The organism is Actinomadura sp. NBRC 104412, from assembly GCF_030269515.1.
Lineage (GTDB): Bacteria > Actinomycetota > Actinomycetes > Streptosporangiales > Streptosporangiaceae > Spirillospora.
The window spans coordinates 169,197-188,317 of the sequence record NZ_BSTM01000009.1 but is presented as its reverse complement, the minus strand read 5'-3'; the positions used below and the strand labels follow the sequence as shown (position 1 = coordinate 188,317).

The 19,121-nt window shown below is 72.6% G+C and carries 17 protein-coding genes; 6 read left to right on the top strand and 11 right to left on the bottom strand.

The window, feature by feature from the left end:
* Window positions 1-132: 132 nt before the first annotated feature.
* The 3 genes from QSK21_RS14290 to QSK21_RS14280 form a co-directional block, all read right to left on the bottom strand.
* Complete coding sequence (locus QSK21_RS14290) at window positions 133-318, bottom strand: hypothetical protein (protein ID WP_285696173.1); 186 nt, start codon at window positions 316-318, stop codon at window positions 133-135.
* Between the two features lie 242 nt (window positions 319-560).
* The gene (locus tag QSK21_RS14285; protein WP_285696172.1) at window positions 561-2,570 is read right to left on the bottom strand and encodes a DUF8508 domain-containing protein; all 2,010 of its coding nucleotides are present in this window, start codon (window positions 2,568-2,570) and stop codon (window positions 561-563) included.
* A gap of 161 nt (window positions 2,571-2,731) precedes the next feature.
* Window positions 2,732-2,923 (bottom strand): ferredoxin, encoded by a 192-nt coding sequence (locus QSK21_RS14280; protein WP_285696171.1) that lies wholly within the window; start codon window positions 2,921-2,923, stop codon window positions 2,732-2,734.
* A gap of 330 nt (window positions 2,924-3,253) precedes the next feature.
* Between QSK21_RS14280 and QSK21_RS14275 the strand changes: the two genes are divergently transcribed.
* Window positions 3,254-3,901, top strand: a complete 648-nt coding sequence (locus QSK21_RS14275; RefSeq protein ID WP_285696269.1) for a class I SAM-dependent methyltransferase — start codon at window positions 3,254-3,256, stop codon at window positions 3,899-3,901.
* On the opposite strand, the gene QSK21_RS14270 is transcribed toward QSK21_RS14275, so the two are convergent.
* The 8 genes from QSK21_RS14270 to QSK21_RS14235 all read right to left on the bottom strand — a co-directional run bounded on the left by QSK21_RS14270 (window position 3,898) and on the right by QSK21_RS14235 (window position 13,399).
* Window positions 3,898-5,004: a glycoside hydrolase family protein gene (locus QSK21_RS14270; protein WP_285696170.1), complete on the bottom strand. Its 1,107-nt coding sequence runs from the start codon at window positions 5,002-5,004 to the stop codon at window positions 3,898-3,900. The two genes, QSK21_RS14275 and QSK21_RS14270, sit on opposite strands and share 4 nt — an antisense overlap.
* Window positions 4,994-5,758 carry a class I SAM-dependent methyltransferase gene (locus tag QSK21_RS14265; RefSeq protein ID WP_285696268.1) on the bottom strand — a complete coding sequence of 255 codons (765 nt, stop codon included), beginning with the start codon at window positions 5,756-5,758 and terminating at the stop codon, window positions 4,994-4,996. Before QSK21_RS14265 ends, QSK21_RS14270 begins: the two co-directional genes overlap by 11 nt.
* 55 nt (window positions 5,759-5,813) lie before the next feature.
* Window positions 5,814-7,085 carry a glycosyltransferase family 4 protein gene (locus QSK21_RS14260; protein ID WP_285696169.1) on the bottom strand — a complete coding sequence of 424 codons (1,272 nt, stop codon included), beginning with the start codon at window positions 7,083-7,085 and terminating at the stop codon, window positions 5,814-5,816.
* 76 nt (window positions 7,086-7,161) lie between these two features.
* The gene (locus QSK21_RS14255) at window positions 7,162-8,418 is read right to left on the bottom strand and encodes a cytochrome P450 (protein WP_285696168.1); all 1,257 of its coding nucleotides are present in this window, start codon (window positions 8,416-8,418) and stop codon (window positions 7,162-7,164) included.
* A gap of 44 nt (window positions 8,419-8,462) precedes the next feature.
* Complete coding sequence (locus tag QSK21_RS14250; RefSeq protein ID WP_285696166.1) at window positions 8,463-9,728, bottom strand: cytochrome P450; 1,266 nt, start codon at window positions 9,726-9,728, stop codon at window positions 8,463-8,465.
* A 160-nt stretch (window positions 9,729-9,888) separates the two neighbouring features.
* Window positions 9,889-10,836 (bottom strand): MBL fold metallo-hydrolase, encoded by a 948-nt coding sequence (locus QSK21_RS14245; protein WP_285696164.1) that lies wholly within the window; start codon window positions 10,834-10,836, stop codon window positions 9,889-9,891.
* A 139-nt stretch (window positions 10,837-10,975) separates the two neighbouring features.
* On the bottom strand, window positions 10,976-12,136 hold the full coding sequence (locus QSK21_RS14240) for a steroid 3-ketoacyl-CoA thiolase (RefSeq protein WP_285696163.1): 1,161 nt from the start codon (window positions 12,134-12,136) through the stop codon (window positions 10,976-10,978).
* A gap of 45 nt (window positions 12,137-12,181) precedes the next feature.
* Window positions 12,182-13,399: a cytochrome P450 gene (locus QSK21_RS14235; RefSeq protein ID WP_285696162.1), complete on the bottom strand. Its 1,218-nt coding sequence runs from the start codon at window positions 13,397-13,399 to the stop codon at window positions 12,182-12,184.
* 224 nt (window positions 13,400-13,623) lie between these two features.
* On the opposite strand from QSK21_RS14235, the gene QSK21_RS14230 reads away from it, so the two are divergent.
* The 5 genes from QSK21_RS14230 to QSK21_RS14210 are packed head-to-tail and all read left to right on the top strand — an operon-like array spanning window position 13,624 to window position 19,034.
* Complete coding sequence (locus QSK21_RS14230; RefSeq protein WP_285696161.1) at window positions 13,624-14,625, top strand: 3-oxoacyl-ACP synthase III family protein; 1,002 nt, start codon at window positions 13,624-13,626, stop codon at window positions 14,623-14,625.
* Window positions 14,625-15,395, top strand: coding sequence for a glycosyltransferase family 2 protein (locus QSK21_RS14225; protein ID WP_285696160.1), 771 nt, complete (start codon window positions 14,625-14,627; stop codon window positions 15,393-15,395). Before QSK21_RS14230 ends, QSK21_RS14225 begins: the two co-directional genes overlap by 1 nt.
* Entirely contained in the window at window positions 15,392-16,546 is a 1,155-nt protein-coding gene (locus tag QSK21_RS14220) for a cytochrome P450 (protein ID WP_285696159.1), read from the top strand. Before QSK21_RS14225 ends, QSK21_RS14220 begins: the two co-directional genes overlap by 4 nt.
* A complete protein-coding gene (locus QSK21_RS14215; RefSeq protein ID WP_285696158.1) occupies window positions 16,543-18,066 on the top strand; it encodes a class I adenylate-forming enzyme family protein in 1,524 nt (507 codons plus the stop codon). The genes QSK21_RS14220 and QSK21_RS14215 overlap by 4 nt, the downstream gene beginning before the upstream one ends.
* Complete coding sequence (locus tag QSK21_RS14210) at window positions 18,063-19,034, top strand: NAD-dependent epimerase/dehydratase family protein (RefSeq protein WP_285696157.1); 972 nt, start codon at window positions 18,063-18,065, stop codon at window positions 19,032-19,034. Before QSK21_RS14215 ends, QSK21_RS14210 begins: the two co-directional genes overlap by 4 nt.
* The last annotated feature ends 87 nt before the right edge of the window (window positions 19,035-19,121 follow it).

The following is a 19,121-nucleotide window of genomic DNA, read 5'->3' as shown; positions in this document are numbered from 1 at the left end:
GGAAAGTAGCCGTATGGGCGAATCCGGTCCACGTCCGCCGCGCATTCTGTGGCCCGGACGAGACGTACCCCTCACGCGGGGGTAGGGCAGGGGAGCGTGAGGGGTACGCCGCTGGGAGCGCGTTCGCGCCGGTCAGGTGTTGATGGTCAGGTCCACGCCGAGCAGGACGAGGAACCACAGGAAGATGGCGAGCAGCGCGCCGGCCACGCGGCGCAGCAGGTCCGCGCCGAGGTAGCCGCGGTCCCAGGCGACGAAGACGCCGATGATGACGTAGACAACCCCAACGATGCCGATTCCAGGCCGGTATCTGGCCGCCATATGGGTTCACTCCTCGCAAGGGGGGTCATGACGGACGCACGGTGCCCCGAGGTGGAGCGCTGAAACGTGGGGCCCGTTCGGTGCGGTCCGATGCCCCGGCTTGGGCCTGTCCCGAATACCGTCCGCGGAGGTGCCCATAAGCGGCCATCGGCATGTAGCGGATCCGGTACATCGGGCGATAATGCTGGTGTCGCTCGGGTGGCCGGCGGCTCTTGGGCAGCGCTCGCCGGTCACCCCAGCCTCTACCGGGCGGGCGACGCCCCGATGCGGACCACGGACGGGTCGCGCTCGCCGGCGCGGTCGGCGAACTCGCTGTTGCGGTGCACGATGTCGAGCTCGTGGCGGCGGGCGGCCAGGGACGGGCTCAGCAGGATGTGGTCGAGGGCCTGGGCGTTGCCGCCGGAGATCGCGGTGTAGCGGTCCGTCTCCGGCAGCCCCGCGGTCAGGTCGCGCAGGCCGGTGCCCTTCAGCAGTTCCCTGACGGGCGGCGCCGACTCCGGCTCGTTGAGGTCACCGGCCACGATGATGCCCGCGTCCGGGTCCACGGCGCGTACCGAGCGGACGAACCCGGCGACCACCCGTGCCTGTGCCGCGCGCCGCCAGCCGGTGGGACGGCTCGGCGGCTGGTAGCGGCCGAACAGGGGCTGGTCGTCGGCGGTGACGGGGTACCACCGGCCGGCGATGACGATGAGCGGCGTTCCCCGCCAGGTCAGTTCGGCGGCCACCGGTTTGGGCGCGCGGCTCCAGACCGCGTCCCGGGGGGCGATCCGCCCCGGCGACAGGTTCAGCCGGACGCCGCCCAGGCCGTCCGCCAGCGCCCGTACCGGCGCGGCGGGCCGGCCGGGCTGCTCCTCGCCCAGATCCGCGGTGGCGGGCCGGTCGACGAAGGCCAGCCCGCGGTCCCTGCGGAACAGGAAGCCGACATGGTCGTTGGCGCCGCGCTCGCCGCCGTCGGCGTTGTCGCGCGGCGGGATGGAGCGCCAGTCGTACGGCGCGCCGCCCGCCGCGCTGATCGCCGTGATCAGCTCCGCCACGGTCTGGTCGGCGGCCACGGTGCCGTCGTCCTCGGCGCCGCTGTTGTCGCGCAGCCCGGTGACCGTCACCAGGTCGGGGGATTTGAGCCCGTCCACCAGGTCGGCGGCCAGCGCCTCGTACCGGGCGCGGGGCGATTCCGGGCTGAGCCCGCGCAGGTCGACGGTGGCGACGGCCAGCTCGTCCGGACCCGCCGGACGGGTGGTCTCGCGCACCTGCCCGCCGTCGGCGCGCCTGGGAACGGCGGTGGGCAGCAGCCTGAACGCGCCGTCGGCGTAGTCGAGCACGCCCTCGGCGGAGCCGGGCAGCCGGTCGCCGACGTTCACCGAGGGCAGCGCCGCGAGCGCGTCGTCGAGCAGGATCCGCTCGGGGTTGGCGTCGCCGTCGCGTTCGAGGAGCCCGCCGCGCGCGGTGCGCGTGCCCGCGCCCGCGCCGCCGGCCGCGAGCACGGGGATCTCCCCGTCCTTGGACGGGCCGACCGCGACGGCGTCCCGGACCGCGACGCGCATGCCTTCGAGGGACTCGTAGAAGTCGATCGCGTCCCGCCCGGGCGCGAACCGGCCGCCGGACTCGACGTTCCCGGCCGGGCCGCCGGGCGGATGGTCGCCGTCCACGGCGGACGCGGGCGGCCTGCGCCCTCCGGGGCCGAGCACGACCGGCGCGGGGAGTGGCACGCCCCGTGCCTCCACCACGGTACGGGTGGCGTCGATCTCCGTGCGCCCGAGCCCGGGGGAGCGGGCGCCGCCGGTGCGGAACTCGCTGACGCGCCCGTCCACGCGTACCGCGTGCCCCGGGGCCACGCCGGGACGGGTACGGGTGAAGACGAACACGCCTTCCGAGGTGGCGGCGTCGCGGTCGGGCCGCGGGTCCTGCATCCAGAAGCCGTTGTCGGTCACCGCCGTCACGACGCCGGGGACCCGGGCGACGGCCTTGCCCCTCAGCGGCGAGACGTGCCCGGCGCCCTGCACGTCCCTGATGCGGCGCTCGACCCCGCCGGGGAGGGCCGTGGCGGTCGTGGACGGCGCCGCCCCGCCCGGGGACGGCGCGGGCGCGGACGCCCCGGCCGGACGTGGATCATGGCCCACCGGCCCCCACAGCAGTGGCACGGCGACGGCGGGCACGGCGACCAGCACCCCGGCGGCCAGGGCCCGTGACCTCCGCGTGGACGGAACGACGCGGAGCCGGCGCCGGCCGGCGCCCGGCTCACCTCGGTACGCCACCCCTGCTCCATGAACGACTGCGATTGCGGTCCAGCGGACAGGAGAAGGATGGCATACCGGCCGGGTTACGTCGTCCCGCGACGGCACCGCTGTGAGCGAACGCATGCGAGGACGCACGCGTGATCGCTCGGGGGTGCGGCCGCGCCGGGGGCCGCGCTCGTCTACTCGTCCAGGCTCAGCGCGGCCTTGGGGCAGGACCGCACCGCGTGCCGCACCAGGTCGGCCTGGTCGTCCGGGACCTCCGGCCGCACGATGGTGAGCTCGTCCTCGTCGTTGAGATCGAAGATCTCGGGGGCGATCCCGACGCAGACCCCGTTGGCCTCGCAGACCATCGGGTCGACGCTTACCTTCATCGGCTCCGTCTCCGTTCCGCCGCGGGTGAGGTTACGGAATAGAACGTGTTCCATTATGGCGCGGCCGTGCCGGGCGGTCGCGGCCGGGTGTACCCGGCGGCAAGGCCGGGCTCGCAGGAAGGCCAGCCGGGTCTCACCGAAATGATCGCGACGGACCGGCCCGGCGGCGACTCGACCGGCCCCGGTCCGGGGACATTCGGATCAAAGGGATAAAGTGCCCGGCTATCACGTGTCCCTCGGAGGAGACCGATGACCGACAGCACGGCGTCCGGCCGGACGGGGACGGCGGCCCCGCCCGTCCCGGCACCAGCCCGGCCGGACGTGCCCCCCATGCCGAGCGACCTGCTGCGCGCCGCCCGCGCCGCCAAGGGGTTCATGCCCGACGCCGAGGGCATGGCCCTGTACCGGACCGCGTTCGCGTACGCCTCGCGGCCGGGCACGGCGGGACCCCTGCTGGAGATCGGCAGCTACTGCGGCAAGTCCGCGATCTACCTGGGCGCCGCCGCGATGGCGACCGGGACGACCGTCGTCACCGTCGACCACCACCACGGCTCGGAGGAGAACCAGGCCGGCTGGGAGCACCACGACCCGTCCCTGGTGGACCCGCTCACCGGCCGCATGGACACGCTCCCCACCTTCCGCAAGACCATCACGGGCGCGGGCGTGGAGGACCACGTCGTCGCGATCGTGGGCACCTCGCGCACGGTCGCGGCGTTCTGGCGGACCCCGCTGACGCTGCTGTTCATCGACGGCGGCCACGCCGAGGACCTGGCGCAGGCGGACTACGAGCAGTGGGCGCCCTGGGTCACGGTCGGCGGCGCCCTGGTCATCCACGACGTGTTCCCGGACCCGGCGGACGGCGGCCAGGCCCCGTACCACGTCTATCAGCGCGCCCTGGCCGGCGGTGCCTTCGCGGACCGCCATGTGCAAGGTTCCCTGCGCGTTCTGGAACGTGTCAGCGACGCGCCCGTCGGCTAGGGGACCTGGACGAGGGCGCAGCCGCACGCCGTGGGGTCGGCGGCGGCGGAGGGGCCCAGCGGACGACCCGCGATCTCCTTGAAGATGCGCGAGCCGGGCGAGGCCCCCGCGAGCGTGTCGGCGGCCAGCACGACCGCGGCGGCCGTGTAGGTGGACCGGTCGCCGGGGAAGTGCCTGCGGTTCTCGAACTGCCAGCCCGTCCAGTACGAGCCGTCCTCGTGCCGCAGATGCTGCATCGTGCGGAACAGCTCCACGGCCCGGTCGCGCAGCCCGGCCGCGTCCAGCGCCATGACCAGCTCGCAGCTCTCCGCCGCGGTGACCCACGGCTGGTCGTGGACGCAGCGGCAGCCCAGGCCGGGGACGACGAAGGTGTCCCAGCCCTCGGCGATGCGGCGCCGGGCCGCCTCGCCGCGCACCGGCCCGGACAGGATCGGGTAGTACCAGTCCATCGACCAGCGGCTCTTGTCGGCGAACGCCTCCGGGTGGGCGGCGACCACATGGCCGAGCTGGTCGGCGGCCAGCTCCCAGTCGGGCTCCGGCTCGCCCAGCTCCTCGGCCAGCGCGACCGCGCAGCGCAGCGACTGGTAGATCGACGAGCAGCCGGTCAGCAGCGCGTGGTCGCCCGCGGTGCCGTCCTCGTGCCGGATCCACAGGATCTCGCCGCGCCCGGTCTGGAGGCCGAGCACGAAGTCGATGGCGCGCCTGACCGTGGGCCACATCCGCCGTACGAACGCCGCGTCCCCGGTCATCAGCCATTCGTGCCAGACCCCGACGGCCACGTAGGCGGCGTGGTTGGACTCGCCGCCCGGTTCGGTGACCTCGCCCAGCACCCACTTGGCGGGCCACGACCCGTCCGGCCGCTGGACGGAGCGCAGCCACTCGTAGGCGCGGCGGGCGGGCTCGCTGAGGCCCGCCACGGTGAGCGCCATCGCGGCCTCGACATGGTTCCAGGCGTCCACATGGCCCGGGACGCCCGCGGTCGGGCTGAACCACGGGATCGCCCCCGACTCCTCCTGCTGCGCGGCGATGCTGCGCGCGGTCGCGAGGACGTCGCCGGGGCCGACCACGCCGGGCACCGCCGGGAGGGCGGTCTCAGACCGCATCCGCGGGCTCCTTGCCCCCGCGGGCGCGGGAGTCCTCCACGGCCTCCGGCTTGGTGAGGTACACCACGACGCTCTTGCCGATCAGCGGGTTGAGCGCGCGCTCGGCCAGCCGGGTGGCCAGCGGCCGCTTCATGATGTCCCACACCAGCAGCCTGTGGTACGCCTTCGCGGCCGGATGGTCGTCGTTGTTCACCCCCACCGCGCACTTGATCCACCAGTACGGGGCGTGCAGCCCGTGGGCGTGGTGGTGGCCGTTCACCCGGAAGCCGGTGGCCTTGAGCTTGGCCTCCAGCTCCGCGCGGGTGTAGATGCGGACATGCCCGCCGGGCGCGGTGTGGTAGTCCTCCGACAGCGCCCAGCACACCCGCTCGGGCAGCCAGCTCGGCACGGTGACCGCCAGCCGGCCGCCGGGGCGCAGCACCCGCATCAGCTCCCGCATGGCGCGCATGTCGTCCGGGATGTGCTCCAGCACCTCGGACGCGATGATCTTGTCGAAGTGGCCGTCGGGGAACGGCAGGTCCAGGGCGTCGCCCCGCACGGTCTCGGCGGTGGCCCCCTCGGGCGCCTCGCCCTCGGCGCGCATGGCGGCGAACATCTTCTCCACCCCGGCCAGCTCGTCGGCGTCCAGGTCGAAGGCGACCACGTGCGCGCCCCTGCGGTACAGCTCGAAGGCGTGGCGTCCCGCACCGCATCCCATGTCCAGGACGCGCTCGCCGGGGGTCACGCCGAACCGCTGGAAGTCCACGGTCAGCAGGGTGCTCTCCTTCCGTACGGGGACGCCGCCGGGCGCCGCCGGCCTCCGCGGGGAGTCAGCTCCCACCGGCGGCGAGCCGCCGGTAGCGCTGCTGTTCAATCGCGGCGCGGTAGTGCTCGACGGTGGCCCGCGCCACGGCGGGCCACGCGAACCGCTGCTGGACGCGCGCCAGCCCCGCCTCGCTCAGCCGGGCCCGCTCGGCCGGGTCGTCGTGCAGGCGCCGCAGGGTCGCGGCCAGCTCCTCCACGTCTCCGGGCCGGACCAGGGCGCCCGCCTCGCCGACGACCTCGGGCAGCGCCCCGGCGCGGCTGGCGACCAGCGGGGTGCCGGACGCCATGTGCTCGACGGCGGGCAGCGAGAACCCCTCGTACCGGGACGGGACGACGGCGATCTCCGCGGTGGCCAGCAGCTCGCCCAGCTCCTCGTCGCCGATGCCGCTGACGAACCTCACCCGGTCGCCGAGCGCCAGCTCCCGCACCAGCTGCTCGGTCGGCCCGTCCTTGCGCGGCCGGCTCACCACGATCACGTGCACGTCCCGCTCGGTGGCGACCTTGGCGACCGCGCGCAGCAGCACGTCCACCCCCTTGATGGGGGCGTCCGCGCTGGCCATGGCCACGATCCGGCCGGGCGTGCGGTCACCGCGCGGATGGAAGATCCGGGTGTCCACGCCCAGCGGCAGGATCTCGATGTCGCGCGGGTCGACCTTGAAGTCCTTGACGATGTCGACCTTGGAGGACTCCGACACCGTGAGCACCGGCCCGATCCGCCGCGCCACCTGGGACTGCATGGACACGAACCCGTACCAGCGGACCTTGCCCAGCTTCTGCCGGAACCCGCGGGCGGCCTCGATGTCGATGCGCCGGTCCACGCTGATCGGGTGGTGGATGCTGGTGACCAGCGGCAGGCCCAGCCGGCGGATGCCGAGGTTGCCCAGGCCCAGCACCTGGTTGTCGTGCGCCACGTCGAACTCGCCCCGGCGGCGGCGCAGCTCGCGCAGGACCCGCAGGCTGAAGGTCAGCGGCTCGGGGAAGCCGCCGGTGCGCATGTGCGCGTACTCCAGGACGTCGATCCAGTCGCGGAACTCGTGCAGCGCCGGGTTGCGGAAGGGGTCCTCGTCCCGGTACAGGTCCAGGCTCGGGACCTTCGTCAGCGTGATCTCTTCGCGGTCCAGCTCCGGGTAGGGCTGCCCGGACAGCACCTCGACGGTGTGCCCGAGGTCGACCAGCTCGCGGCTCAGATGGCGCAGGTAGACACCCTGGCCGCCGCAGTGCGGCTTGCTCCGGTACGAGAGCAGGGCGACGCGCAGTGGTCGTCCCGCCTCAGCCACGCCAGTCCCTGCTCACGCACCACTCCTGTCCGTCAAGGTCGGCCGGTCAGCCGGGCCGGCCGGCAGGGGAGTCCGGTCAGAGCCGCACCGGCATCCCCTTGATGCCGTTGATGAAACTAGACCTTAGCCTCCGGACGTTACCGGAGAGTTGGATATTGGGCATGGTGTCCAAAAGTGTTTCGAAGAGCACACTGAGCTCCAGCCGGGCAAGGTGCGCACCCAGGCAGAAATGCGGCCCCCCGCCGCCGAACCCGAGGTGCGGGTTGGGGTCGCGGCCCACGTCGAAGGTGAACGGGTCCTCGAAGACCCGCTCATCCCGGTTGGCCGAGGCGTAGAACACCACCACCTTGTCGCCCGCGGCGATCCTCTGCCCGCCCAGCTCGACGTCCTGGGTGGCGGTGCGGCGGAACAGGTTGACCGGCGTCACCCACCGGACGATCTCGTCCGCGGCGGTGCGGACCAGGGACGGGTCGGCGCGCAGCCGCTCCCACTGGTCCGGGTGCTCGAACAGGGCGAGCATCCCGCCGGACGCGGCGTTGCGGGTGGTCTCGTTGCCCGCCACCGACAGCAGCATCACGAACAGCTCGAACTCGTTGCCGGTCAGCTCGCCGCCCTCGGCGTCCGGCTGAAGCAGCCTGGTCACGATGTCGTCGCGGGGCTCGGCGCGCCGCTCGGCCGCCAGCCCCTCGGCGTAGGCGTACAGCTCGGAGGCCGCCCGCTCGCCCTCCTCGACGGACGTCTGGAACTCGGGGTCCTCGCGGCCGATCAGCGTGTTGGACCAGTGGAAGATCTTCTCCCGGTCCTCGGGCGGCGCGCCCAGCAGCTCGCAGATCACGTACAGCGGGAGCGGGGCGGCGATGTCGGTGACGAAGTCCGCCTCACCGCCCGCCCTCAGCCGCGCCGCGACCTCGCCCACCAGCTCGCGGCAGATGTCGCGGATGTGCTCCTCCAGCGCCCCGATGGCGCGCGGGGTGAAGCCGCGGTTGACGATGCTCCGCTTCTTGGAGTGCTCGGGCGGATCCTGGTTGAGCATCATCAGCCGTTGCAGTTCCAGGTTCTCGGGCTCGGGCTCGTCGAACAGCGCCAGCCGCTCGTAGGACGAGAACAGCTCGGGGTGCCGGGAGACGTGCACGATGTCCTCGTGCCGGGTCACGGCCCAGAACGGGGGGTTGCCCCGGGACGGGTCGCCGTGGTGCCGGTACACGGGCGCCCGCTCGCGCAGGAGGGCGAGCTGCTCGTGGGGGATGCCGCCGCGCTCGTAGACGCCGGGATCGACCAGTTCGATGCCGGGGATCGTGGGGTGGGGGACGCCGGTCCGGTGGATGTTCGTCATCGCCGCGGACTCCTCATCGGGGGTGGAGCGGGCAAGAACCTGTTTCAGTCTCCCTTGCGGAGGCGAGGAGTGGGAGTGAACTCGACACGCATCTCCTTGAAGCCGTTGACGAAGTTGGAGCGCAGCCGGCGGGGCTCGCCGACCGGCCGGATGTCGGGCATCCGGTCCAGGATGGTCTCGAAGACGATGCGCAGGTTCATCCGCGCCAGATGCGTCCCCAGGCAGAAGTGCGGCCCTCCGCCGCCGAACCCGAGGTGCGGGTTGGGGTCGCGGCCCACGTCGAAGGTGAAGGGGTCGCCGAACACGCTCTCGTCGTGGTTGGCCGAGGCGTAGAACAGCACGACCTTGTCGCCCGCCCTGATCCGCTTGCCGTTCAGCTCGGTGTCCCGCATGGCGGTGCGGCGGAACTGGTTGATCGGGCTGACCCACCGGACGATCTCCTCCACCGCCGTGGGCAGCAGGCTCCGGTCGGCCTTCAGCCGCTCCCACTGGTCGGGATGCTCGAAGAAGGCCCGCATCCCTCCGGCGGTGGCCGTCCTGGTGGTCTCGTTCCCGGCGATGGCCAGCATGAGGACGAAGAGCTGGAACTCCTCCTCGCTGAGCCGGGTGCCGTCCGGTCCCGGCTGCAGCAGCCTGGTCACGATGTCGTCGCGCGGGGTGGCGGCGCGCTCGCGGGCCAGCTCGCCCGCCCAGGCGAAGAACTCGGCGGCGCACGCCGCCGACTCCGACCGGTCGCCGATGAACTCGGGGTCGTTGAACGCCACCAGCGTGTTCGACCAGCGGAAGATCTTCTCCCGTTCCTCCAGCGGCGCGCCCAGCAGCTCGCAGATCGTGTAGAGGGGGAGCGGCGCCGCGAAGTGCTCCACGAAGTCGCAGGATCCCAGGGGCGCGGCGGCGTCGATCAGCTCGTGGCAGATCTCCCGGATGTGATCTTCGAGCCGCCCGATCATGCGCGGGGTGAAGCCCTTGTTGACCATGGCCCGCAGCCGGGTGTGGTCCGGCGGGTCCTGGAAGAGCATCATCATCCCGTACAGGGCGAGGTCCTCGTCGGTGAACTCCTCGAACATCGCGGTCCTGGCGTGCGAGGAGAACAGCTCCGGGTGGCGGGACACGTGGATGACGTCCTCGTGCCTGGTCACCGCCCAGAAGCCGGGGACGCCCTCGTTGGGGTCGGGATGCCAGTGGACGGGGTCGTGCTCGCGAAGCCAGGCGAACGCCTCGTGCGGGACGCCGCCGCGCTCGTAGACGCCGGGGTCGATGACGTCGATGCCGGGGACGGTGCCGAGCTCGGTGCCGGTCTGCGAGGCCATGGAGCTCCTTCGTGCCGGGGTGGCCGCGGGGCGGCGGGGTGGTCGTCGAGGGGATCGCGCCGGAGCGGGACTGAGCGCTTGCTTGGTCATGACCTAGAACAGGTTCTAACATGAGACGCGAGTCTCATCAAGACCCCGGGACGGAGGCTGCGGGCGCCCGTCAGCGCGCGCGGACGAAGCGCAGCGGGTCGGCGTCGCCCTCGCGGCGTGCGACGCCGCGCCGCTCCAGGGTGCGGAGGTGGGCCGCGGCCTCGCCCGCGGCCATGCGGCGCGATGTGATGGACATCTCGTCCCAGCCGCCGCGCCACGTCATCCCGGCGGCCAGCTCCCAGAGCGTGCGGGGCTCGGCGGAGAGCAGGGCGGCGACCTCGTCCAGGCGTTCCTCGTGGTGGCGGATGATGTCCCGGGCGCGGTCCGCGAGACCGTTGAAGCGGTACTGGTGGGCGGGCAGCACCTCGCCGACGTCCAGCGCCGCGACGCGCCGCAGCGAGTCCATGAAGACGCCGAGCGGGTCCACGTCCGGGGTGTCGTACGGATAGAGCCCGATGTGCGGGGTGATGCGCGGCAGGACGTGGTCGCCGGTGAAGATCCGGTCGGCGTCCTCCAGGTTCAGGCAGATGTGCCCGGGACTGTGACCGGGTGTCCAGATCGCTCGCAGCCGCCGGCCCGGGAGGTCCACCAGCTCCCGGTCGGTGAGCTCGCGGTCGGGGAGCGCGGGCGGGTCGACCCCGTCCCGGCCGCTGTGCTCGGCCAGCTCGCGCTCGTCCGCGCCGGCCCTGCGCAGGTTCTCCCTCTCCCAGGAGCGGCCGGTGTCCTTGCCGAGCACCTCGCGGAACGTCCGGATGATCGCGGCGTCGTCGGCGTGCATCGCCACCCAGGCGCCGGACGCCTCGCGGACCCGTCCGGCCAGGCCCGCGTGGTCGGGGTGGAAATGGGTGACCACGACGCCGTAGACGTCGGCGATGTCGATGCCGAACGAGCCGAGACCGTTCTTGAGGGCCGACCATGCGTCCTCGTGCTCCCAGCCCGCGTCGACCAGCACCGGCCCGCGCGGGCTCTCCAGCGCGTACACGAGCGTGTAGGCGAGCGGGTTGCCCGGGATCGGCACGGGAACGCTCCACACACCCCCGCCCAGATCCTCCGGCCCCGCCGGGCCCGGTCTTTCCTGCGCGGGGGGACGACCCTCCGCGCCGCCCGGAAAAGAAGGGTTGGCTTCGGGCGGCTCCGCCGGTAGTGATGGCACGCGATCAGATCCGTTCGAGGATGGTGGCGGTGGACAGCGCGCCGCCGCAGCACATCGTGACCAGTGCGGTGGCGGCGTCGCGGCGTTCCAGCTCGTGCAGGGCGGTGGTGACCAGCCGGGCGCCGGTCGCCCCGACCGGATGCCCCAGGGCGATCGCGCCGCCGTTGACGTTCACCCGGTCCAGGTCGGGCTTGTGGACGGACGCCCACGACAGCACCACGGAGGCGAACGCCTCGTTGATCTCGGTGATGTCGATGTCCGCCATCGCCATGCCCGCACGGCTCAGCACGCGTTCGGTCGACTGCACCGGCCCGTCCAGGTGGTAGTACGGTTCCGCCCCGACCAGCGCCTGCGCCCTGATCCTGGCGCGCGGGCGCAGGCCGAGCGCACGCGCCTTGTCCTTGTCCATGACCAGGACGGCGGACGCGCCGTCGGAGATCTGCGAGGACGTGCCCGCCGTGTGCAGGCCGCCCTCGCCCAGCACCGGCTTGAGCTTGGCCAGGCCCTCCACGGTGGTGTCGCGCAGACCCTGGTCGCGGGTGACGGTGCGGGTCTCACCGGTCGGATCGCCCTCGCCGTCCAGCACCGGGGCCTCGATGGGCGCGACCTCCCGGTCGAACCGCCCGTCCGCCCACGCCTTGGCGGCCAGCCGTTGCGAGCGCGCCCCGAACGCGTCCAGGTCGGCGCGCGTGATGCCGCGCCGGGCGGCGATCCGCTCCGCGGCCTCGAACTGGTTGGGCATGTCGAGCGACCAGTCGTCGGGACGCGGGTTGGCGGGCAGCACGTTGCTGCCGAGCGGCGACCGGCTCATCACCTCGACGCCCGCGCCGATCGCCACGTCCAGGGCTCCGGCCGCGACCTGCGACGCGGCCAGATGCACGGCCTGCTGCGCCGACCCGCACTGCGCGTCGATCGTCGTGACGCCGGTCTGCCAGGGCAGCCCCGCGTACAGCCACGCGTACCGTCCCACGTGCCCGCCCTGCTCGCCCGCCTGCGTGACGCAGCCGGCGAAGACCTGCTCGACCTCGCCGCCGTCCAGGCCGGCGCGGTCCAGCAGCGCCGTGTACGCGTGCGCCAGGACGGCCTGCGCCTTGAGGCCGGCGAGCCAGCCGTTGCGCTTGCCGATCGGCGTGCGTACCGCCTCCACGATCACGGGCCTGCCCATGGGCTCTCCTTGTAGAACGAGATTCGCCCACGACTGTAACTTGTTCTATTTTGGCGCGGAAGGGCGGCCCCCTCCGTGCGGCGCCAGCGCGACGCGCAGGCTCGCGTAGGCCGGGACCAGGACCCGCGTGGCGGCGCGGCGCGACACGATCCGGTACGGGCGTCCCTGCGAGAGCAGCGTCTCCAGCATCCGGGTGACCTGCGTCCGGGCCACCGCGGCGCCGAGGCACAGGTGACGCCCGCCGCCGAACCACAACTGCCGGGTCTCGGGTACGTAGTCCCGCCTGATGTCGAACGCGCCGACGCTCGTGGTGGCGAGATAGGTGAGCAGCAGGACCCGGTCGCCCGCCCGTAGCCGCCGCCCTCCGACCGTGGCATCGCGTGAGACATGGCGCCCGATGACAGGGGCGGGTGTGGAGACGCGCAAGCCTTCCCGCACCGCGTTCTCCATCAGGCTTGGGTCGGCCAGAAGCGCCCCTTGCTGCCCTGTGTCATGCAGGAGCGCCACCGTACGGGATGTGCCGGACGACCCGGTTTCCGTTCCCGCGATGGCCAGCAGCGTGGCCAGCCCGCGCGCCAGGGGCAGCCCGAGATTCATTTCCCTGCAACGACCGAGGATGGTGTCAGAACCGGCCGTGCGGTAGGCGTCGTCCACCCCGGCGGTGATCTCGTCCACAATGGCCCTTGCTCGGGCCAGGGTTTCCGGGGCGAGTTCCGTGGACGCGGTGGTGCCCATCGCGAGCGCGGCAAGGCGTTCCCCTGAGGCGAAGACCTTCCGGTACGTGTCGTCCGGCTCATCGGCGGGCAGCCCCAGGAGATCGCAGACCAGGCGTCCTGCCAGCACACGGGTGGCGTCGGCCACGTCCACCGTCTCGCCTGCCGCCAGCCGCCTCGCCAGGGCGGTGTAGTACGAACCCTGGGAGCGCTGTACCAGGCGGCGGGCGCTGTCCTCGGTGAAGAGGTCGCGGGCCTTGGTGCGCACCTCCGTATGGCGGGCGCCCCCGAAGAAGCCCGCCATCTCGTCCCCGAAAAGCTGACCCCACATGTGGCCGACCCCGCCCTCGCCCACCATGCTGAACCGCGCATGGTCGTTGAGGACCTGCCGTGCCAGCAGCGGGTCGGTCACCACCCATCCCAGCTTCGGCACGCGCGTTATGGGCCCGGTGTGCCTGGCCGCCTCCAGCAGGGCGAAGAGCCCCTTGTTCCCGCTCCACAGCAGCCTGGCCTCATGCCGGGCCGCGGCGGCACCGGTCCCCGTTCTCATCACAGTCCTCGTTCTCATCACAGTCCCCGTTCCGATCACAGGGAGAGTCTTCCGCCCGGATCGTTCGGGCTCGATGGGGCATACCGCTCAGAGTGGTGAGTGTCGGTACTCATCCGGGTCCGAGGTGAAGTGCCTATCCCGGGTTCCGTAGGGTCTCCCTGGTCGGCGGCGGCGGTGACCGCTGAGGCTGGTGCCATGCCATCGAGGAACGGGGGCCCCGACCAGTGAGAGCACGCATCGCGGGAGTCGCCTCCCACCTGCCCGAGCGCACCCTCACCAGCGCCGAGGTGGAGGCCAGGATCGCGGCCGAGAGCGACGGCTACCGGCCCTACCCGACCATCGTCCAGCGGATGACCGGCATCGCGGCCCGGCATGTCATGGCCGACGACGAGCAGGCGTCCGACCTGGCCGTCGCCGCCGCCCGCCGGGTGCTGGCCGACCGCGGCCACGGCCCGGACCGGCTCGACCTGCTGATCTTCGCGTCGGCCTCGCAGGACCTGGTCGAACCGGCCACCGCCCACATCGTCGCGGCCAAGCTCGGCGCGTCCTGCCCGGTCTTCGACGTCAAGAACGCCTGCAACGGCTTCCTGAACGGCCTGCAACTGGCCGACGCGCTCATCCGCACCGGGCAGCACGAGCGGGTGCTGGTGTGCACGGGGGAGAGCCCGTCCCGCGCCATCCGCTGGAAGGTCGCCGGCCGCGCCCAGTTCGTGGACGCCTTCGCCGGCTACACGCTCTCCGACGGCGGCGCCGCGATGCTGGTCGAGGCCGCGCCGGACGGCGGCATCTTCTACCGGGACTTCACCGCCGTCTCCACCGCCTGGGACGCCGGCACGCTGCCGGGCGGAGGATCGATGCACCCGCGCGACCCGGAGTTCGGCTACTTCAGCGGCGACGGGCGGAGGCTCAAGGACGTCCTTCTCGCGACCGGCCCGGAGCTGTTCCTGACCGCGCTGGCGAAGACCGGGCTGGCATGGGACGACTTCGCGTTCATCGGCGTCCACCAGGTGACGATGCCGTACCTGGAGGTGCTGCGGTCGGTCCTCGGCATCCCCGCGGACCGGCTCGTCATCACGCTGCCCGAGCACGGCAACCTGGCGTCGGCGTCCCTGCCGCTGCAACTCGACATCGCGCTCCGGACCGGACGCTGCGGGCCGGGCGACCTGGTGGCGTTCATCGGGCTGGCGGGCGGTGTCAGCCTCGGCGTCCTGCTGGCGGAGCTCTGATGAAGGCCGTGATGAGGCTGTGGGTCGTGATCCCCGCGTACGACGAGGAACGGTCGATCGGCGCCACGCTGCGGCGCCTCGCCGAGCAGACCGACACGGACTTCACCCTGGTCGTGGTCGACAACGGCAGCGCCGACCGCACCGCCGAGGTGGTGCGCTCCTTCGCCGCCCCCTTTCCCGTACGGATCATCACGGAGCCGCGGAAGGGGACGGGCGCCGCCGCCGACACCGGCTTCCGGCACGCCATCTCCGCCGGGGCCACGCACATCGCCCGCACCGACGCCGACTGCCTCCCGGACCCCGGCTGGATCGCCGCCGTGAAGCGGGCCTTCGGCGACGGGCTCGAGATGGTCAGCGGGCCGCTGCGCCCCCGCACCGACGAGTTCCGGCTCAAGCTGTGGGAACGGCGCCTGCTGCCCGCCGTGATCGGGATCGCCGCGCTGTTCGGCCGGTTCCGCCCCGGCAACCGGGACCCGCTCTCGCTCGGCCCGTACGTGATGATGCCGGGCTGCAACGTGGCCATCACCGCTTCGCTGTACGAGCGCGCGGGCGGCTTCCCGCGTACCCGCATCGAGGAGGTGCATGAGGACCGCGCGCTGGTCAATCAGGTGCGCCGCCTGACACGCGCGTACGGGCTCCGCAAGGACATGGTGGTCTACGGGTCCGTGCGGCGGCTGCGCGCCTACGGCCTCATCGGGACGCTCGGCTGGTACGCCGACCACCGCTACACACCCGAGGTCGTGGACATCCGCATCGGGGACGTGCGGTGAGCACCGACTGGGAGCGGCGGCTCTACCTGTCCGCGCATCCGTTCGCGTACCCCCTGATGCGAGGGCTGGCCCGCTTAGGCCCGGTCGTACGGGTGCGCGGTGTCGGGGTCGTGGTGAACGAGGCCGCGCTCGCGCGCGAGGTCCTTATGGACGGCGAGACGTTCCGTAAGGACGGACCCGGCTCCCCAGGCGACCTCTGGACGCCCGTACTCGGGCCGTCCGTGCTCCTGAACATGGAGGGGGAGGCGCACCGCGCGCTCCGTCGCCGCCTCTCGGAGCTGTTCACGCCCTCCTACACCGAGGCGCTGTGCGCTCGCGTGCTGGACGAACCCTTGGCGCGCCTGGCCGACCGGCTGGCGCGCGGTGCCGTCGCCGACCTGGTGGACGCCGTACGGGTCATGGCCGGCGCCGTGATCTGCGAGGTCATCGGGCTGGAGACGCGGTCCGAGGACGACTGGCGGCGGCTGTTCGAGCAGGGCGAGCGGATCGTGTCCATGGTGACCCTGCGCACCCGCCGGCTGTCGGACTCCCAGGTGGAGAGGGCCCGCTCCGTCCTCGGCCCGCTGGGCGACATCGCCGCCAAGGCGTACGCGTCCGGCGACGAGACCACGGTGATGGGGCGGATGCGCGCCCTCGGCCTGTCGGAGGCCGAGGCGCGCGGGGCCGCCAGCGCGTTCTTCCTCACCGGCACCGAGACCGTCGCCACGTTCGTCCCCCGCCTGATCGCGCTCCTGCACGATGCGGGACGGCTGGACGCCGCGGTCCTGGCCCCGGGCGTCCTGGACCGTGTGATCGACGAGGCCATGCGGGTGACCACGCCCACGCCGGTCATGCTGCGGAGCGTGCACCGCCGCGCCGCGATCGGCGGTGTGCGGGTCGGACCCGGCGACCGCGTCGTGATCGCCACGCACAACTGCTGCCGCGCGTACGGCCCGTTCGACGCCGACGCGCCGCCGCACCCGCCCGAGCTGCGCCGGTTGTGGTTCGGCGCGGGGCCGCACTTCTGCATCGGCTACCCGCTGGCCATGGCCGAGGCCCGTGCGATGGCCCGTACCGTCGTCGCCGCCGCGCCGCTGACGGTGGTGCGCCGTTCCGCGTCCCGCCGCGTCCTGATCCCGGGCTATGCGCGGCTGGTGGTGAGAAAGGCATGACACTGGTCGGAAGGTTGCTCGACCAGGCCGCCGCCACGCCCGAGGCCGTCGCGCTGGTGGCCGGGGACGGGACGGAGCTGACCTACGGCGAGCTACAGCGCCAGGTGCTTGCTGTACGCCATGCCCTGGTCGAGGCCGGGCTGAGGTCGGGAGACCGGGTGCTGTTCTCCGTGCGTCCATCACCTGAGGCGGTCGTGCTTGCCTTGGGTGTGGTGGCCGCGGGTGGGGCCGTGGTGTTCGCCGACCCCGGCGCAGGGCCGGAGATGTTCACGGCGCGGCTTCGCTTGGCGCGTCCTCGGTGGTCTGCGGCCGAAGCCGTTCTTTATGCGGGAAGCCGCCTGAGGCCGGTGCGCGCATACGCGCGGCGTCGCGGTCTTCTGCTGCCCGAGCTCGGTTCGCTGGAAGTCTCGGGGCAAGGCAAGCTGCGCCATATCTACGTCGGACGGTGGTTGCCCGGGGTGCCGCGCGGCGCGCTGCCGTTCACGACGCTGGTGAGCGGGCGGGCCGAAGCCGCCGGGTCCGGCACCGGTGACCCCGATGCCGAGGCCGCCGTCATCTTCACGTCCGGCACCACCGAGCACCCGCGTGCGGTGGTGCATACCCAGGCGTCCTTGGCCGCCGCGTTGGACCTGTTCCGTGAACGGCTTCCGCTGGGGCCGGGGGACGTCGTCCACACCGACCAGCTCATGCTCGGGCTGCCCACCCTCATCTCGGGCGCGCGCTGGTCGATGCCTCCTCTTTCCTGCTCTCCGGCGAAGTTCGCTCGGCTGCTAGAGGAACGAGGCGCCACCCATACCTTCTGCGTTCCGGTCCACCTGGCCGAGATCCTGGAGGTCCGTCCCACGCTGCCCGCGGCCCTGCGCTACGTTCTTCTGGGCGCGGCCCCGGCCCCTCCGGCGATCCTGCGCCGTGCCCTGTCCGCAGCCGTCCCCTCAGCCAAGGTTCTCTCCGTCTACGCGATGACCGAAATCCTCCCCGTGGCGATCGCCTCCGCCCAAGAGAAGCTGGCCCACACCGAGTCCTGGGGCGGTGGCGACCTCCTCGGCACACCTCTGGTAAAGGCGCGCATCGCGCCTGACGACGGTGAGCTGCACTTGTCCGGGCCGAATCTGTGCCGCGGATACCTGGGCGACACCCCCATGACCGAGTTGCCCACAGGCGACCTCGCCCGCTTCGACGCCGATGGCCGCCTCGTCCTGACCGGACGCAAGAAGGACATGCTGATCCGGGGCAAGTTCAACCTGTACCCAGGGCTGTACGAGCCCGCCATCGCGGCGATCGACGGTGTCACGGAGGCCGCCATCGTCGGCGTGCCCGATTCGGAGACCGGCGACGAAGAGGTGGTGCTGGCCATCGTCGGCGACGCCGACCCCGAACGGCTCCGGCGGCGCCTCCCGGACCTCATCGACCACGACGCGCTACCGGACCGCATCGTCGTCCTCACCGAGCTGCCCCGTTCCGGGCGTTCCCGCAAGCTCGACCGCGACCGGCTGCGTGACCTGGTACGTGGTACGCCATGAGGATCGCCGTGACGGGCGCCTCGGGGTTCGTGGGCGGCGCCGTATGCCGGGCCCTCGTCGGCCAAGGGATCGAGCCGTTCGCCTATGGCCGCCGCCCCCAGGTCGAACCGGAACACGTCGCCGGTGCGCCCTACCGCTCGTGGGACCTGACCCAAGGCCCACTGCGGGACGCTCCAGTGGTCGACGCCGTCATCCATTGCGCGGGCAGCGTCACCGACTGGGGCGCGGCCTCCACCCTTTTCGCCACCAACCTCGCCGGTACGAAGCACGTCCTCGCGTCCTTCCCCAAGGGCCGGTTCGTGCATGTGAGCACGGCCAGCGTGTACGACCCGTACAGCCCGACGGTCATGGCCAGGGAGGACCAGGCGCCCGCGCCTCGCTACCTCAATGCCTATGGGGCGTCCAAGGCGGCGGCCGAGCGCGCCGTGCTGTCGGTCATGCGCGGGTACGGACGGGCGCTCTGGCGCGGCCCGGCGAAGCGTGAGGCGGTGATCCTCCGCCCGCACGCGGTGTACGGTCCAGGGGACACCACACTGCTGCCCCGCGTCCTGTCGTCCGTACGCGGGCCGATCCTGCCCGCCGTGGGGAACGGGCGTCAGCGGGTGAGCCTGACCTCCATCGGCAACCTCGTCCAGGCATGCCTGCGCGCGGCCATGGGTCCGGTGGGGACGGGCATCTTCAACATCGCCGACGCCGAGCCGGTGACCATACACGCCGCATTACGGGCGCTCCTCGCCGAACGCGGCGTCAAGGCGCGCCCGCTTTACCTGCCCGCGTCCGCCGTACGTCCGCTCGCCGCCGCCGTGGAGGGCGCCTACCTGCTGGCACGCCGCCCTGAACCGCCCCGTCTCACCCGCTACGCCATCAGCCACCTGGCGGTCGAACGGACCCTCGACCTCACCGCCGCCCGGACCGTCCTCGGCTACACCCCGGCGGAGACCACCTTCAAGGGCGCCTTCACCTGGTGACGGGCGGCACCGCGCGCCCTGGTGGCGATCACGTGGTTCGTTCGTCAGCGGATCGACCCAGGGGATCGGACGCGCCATCGCGGCCGG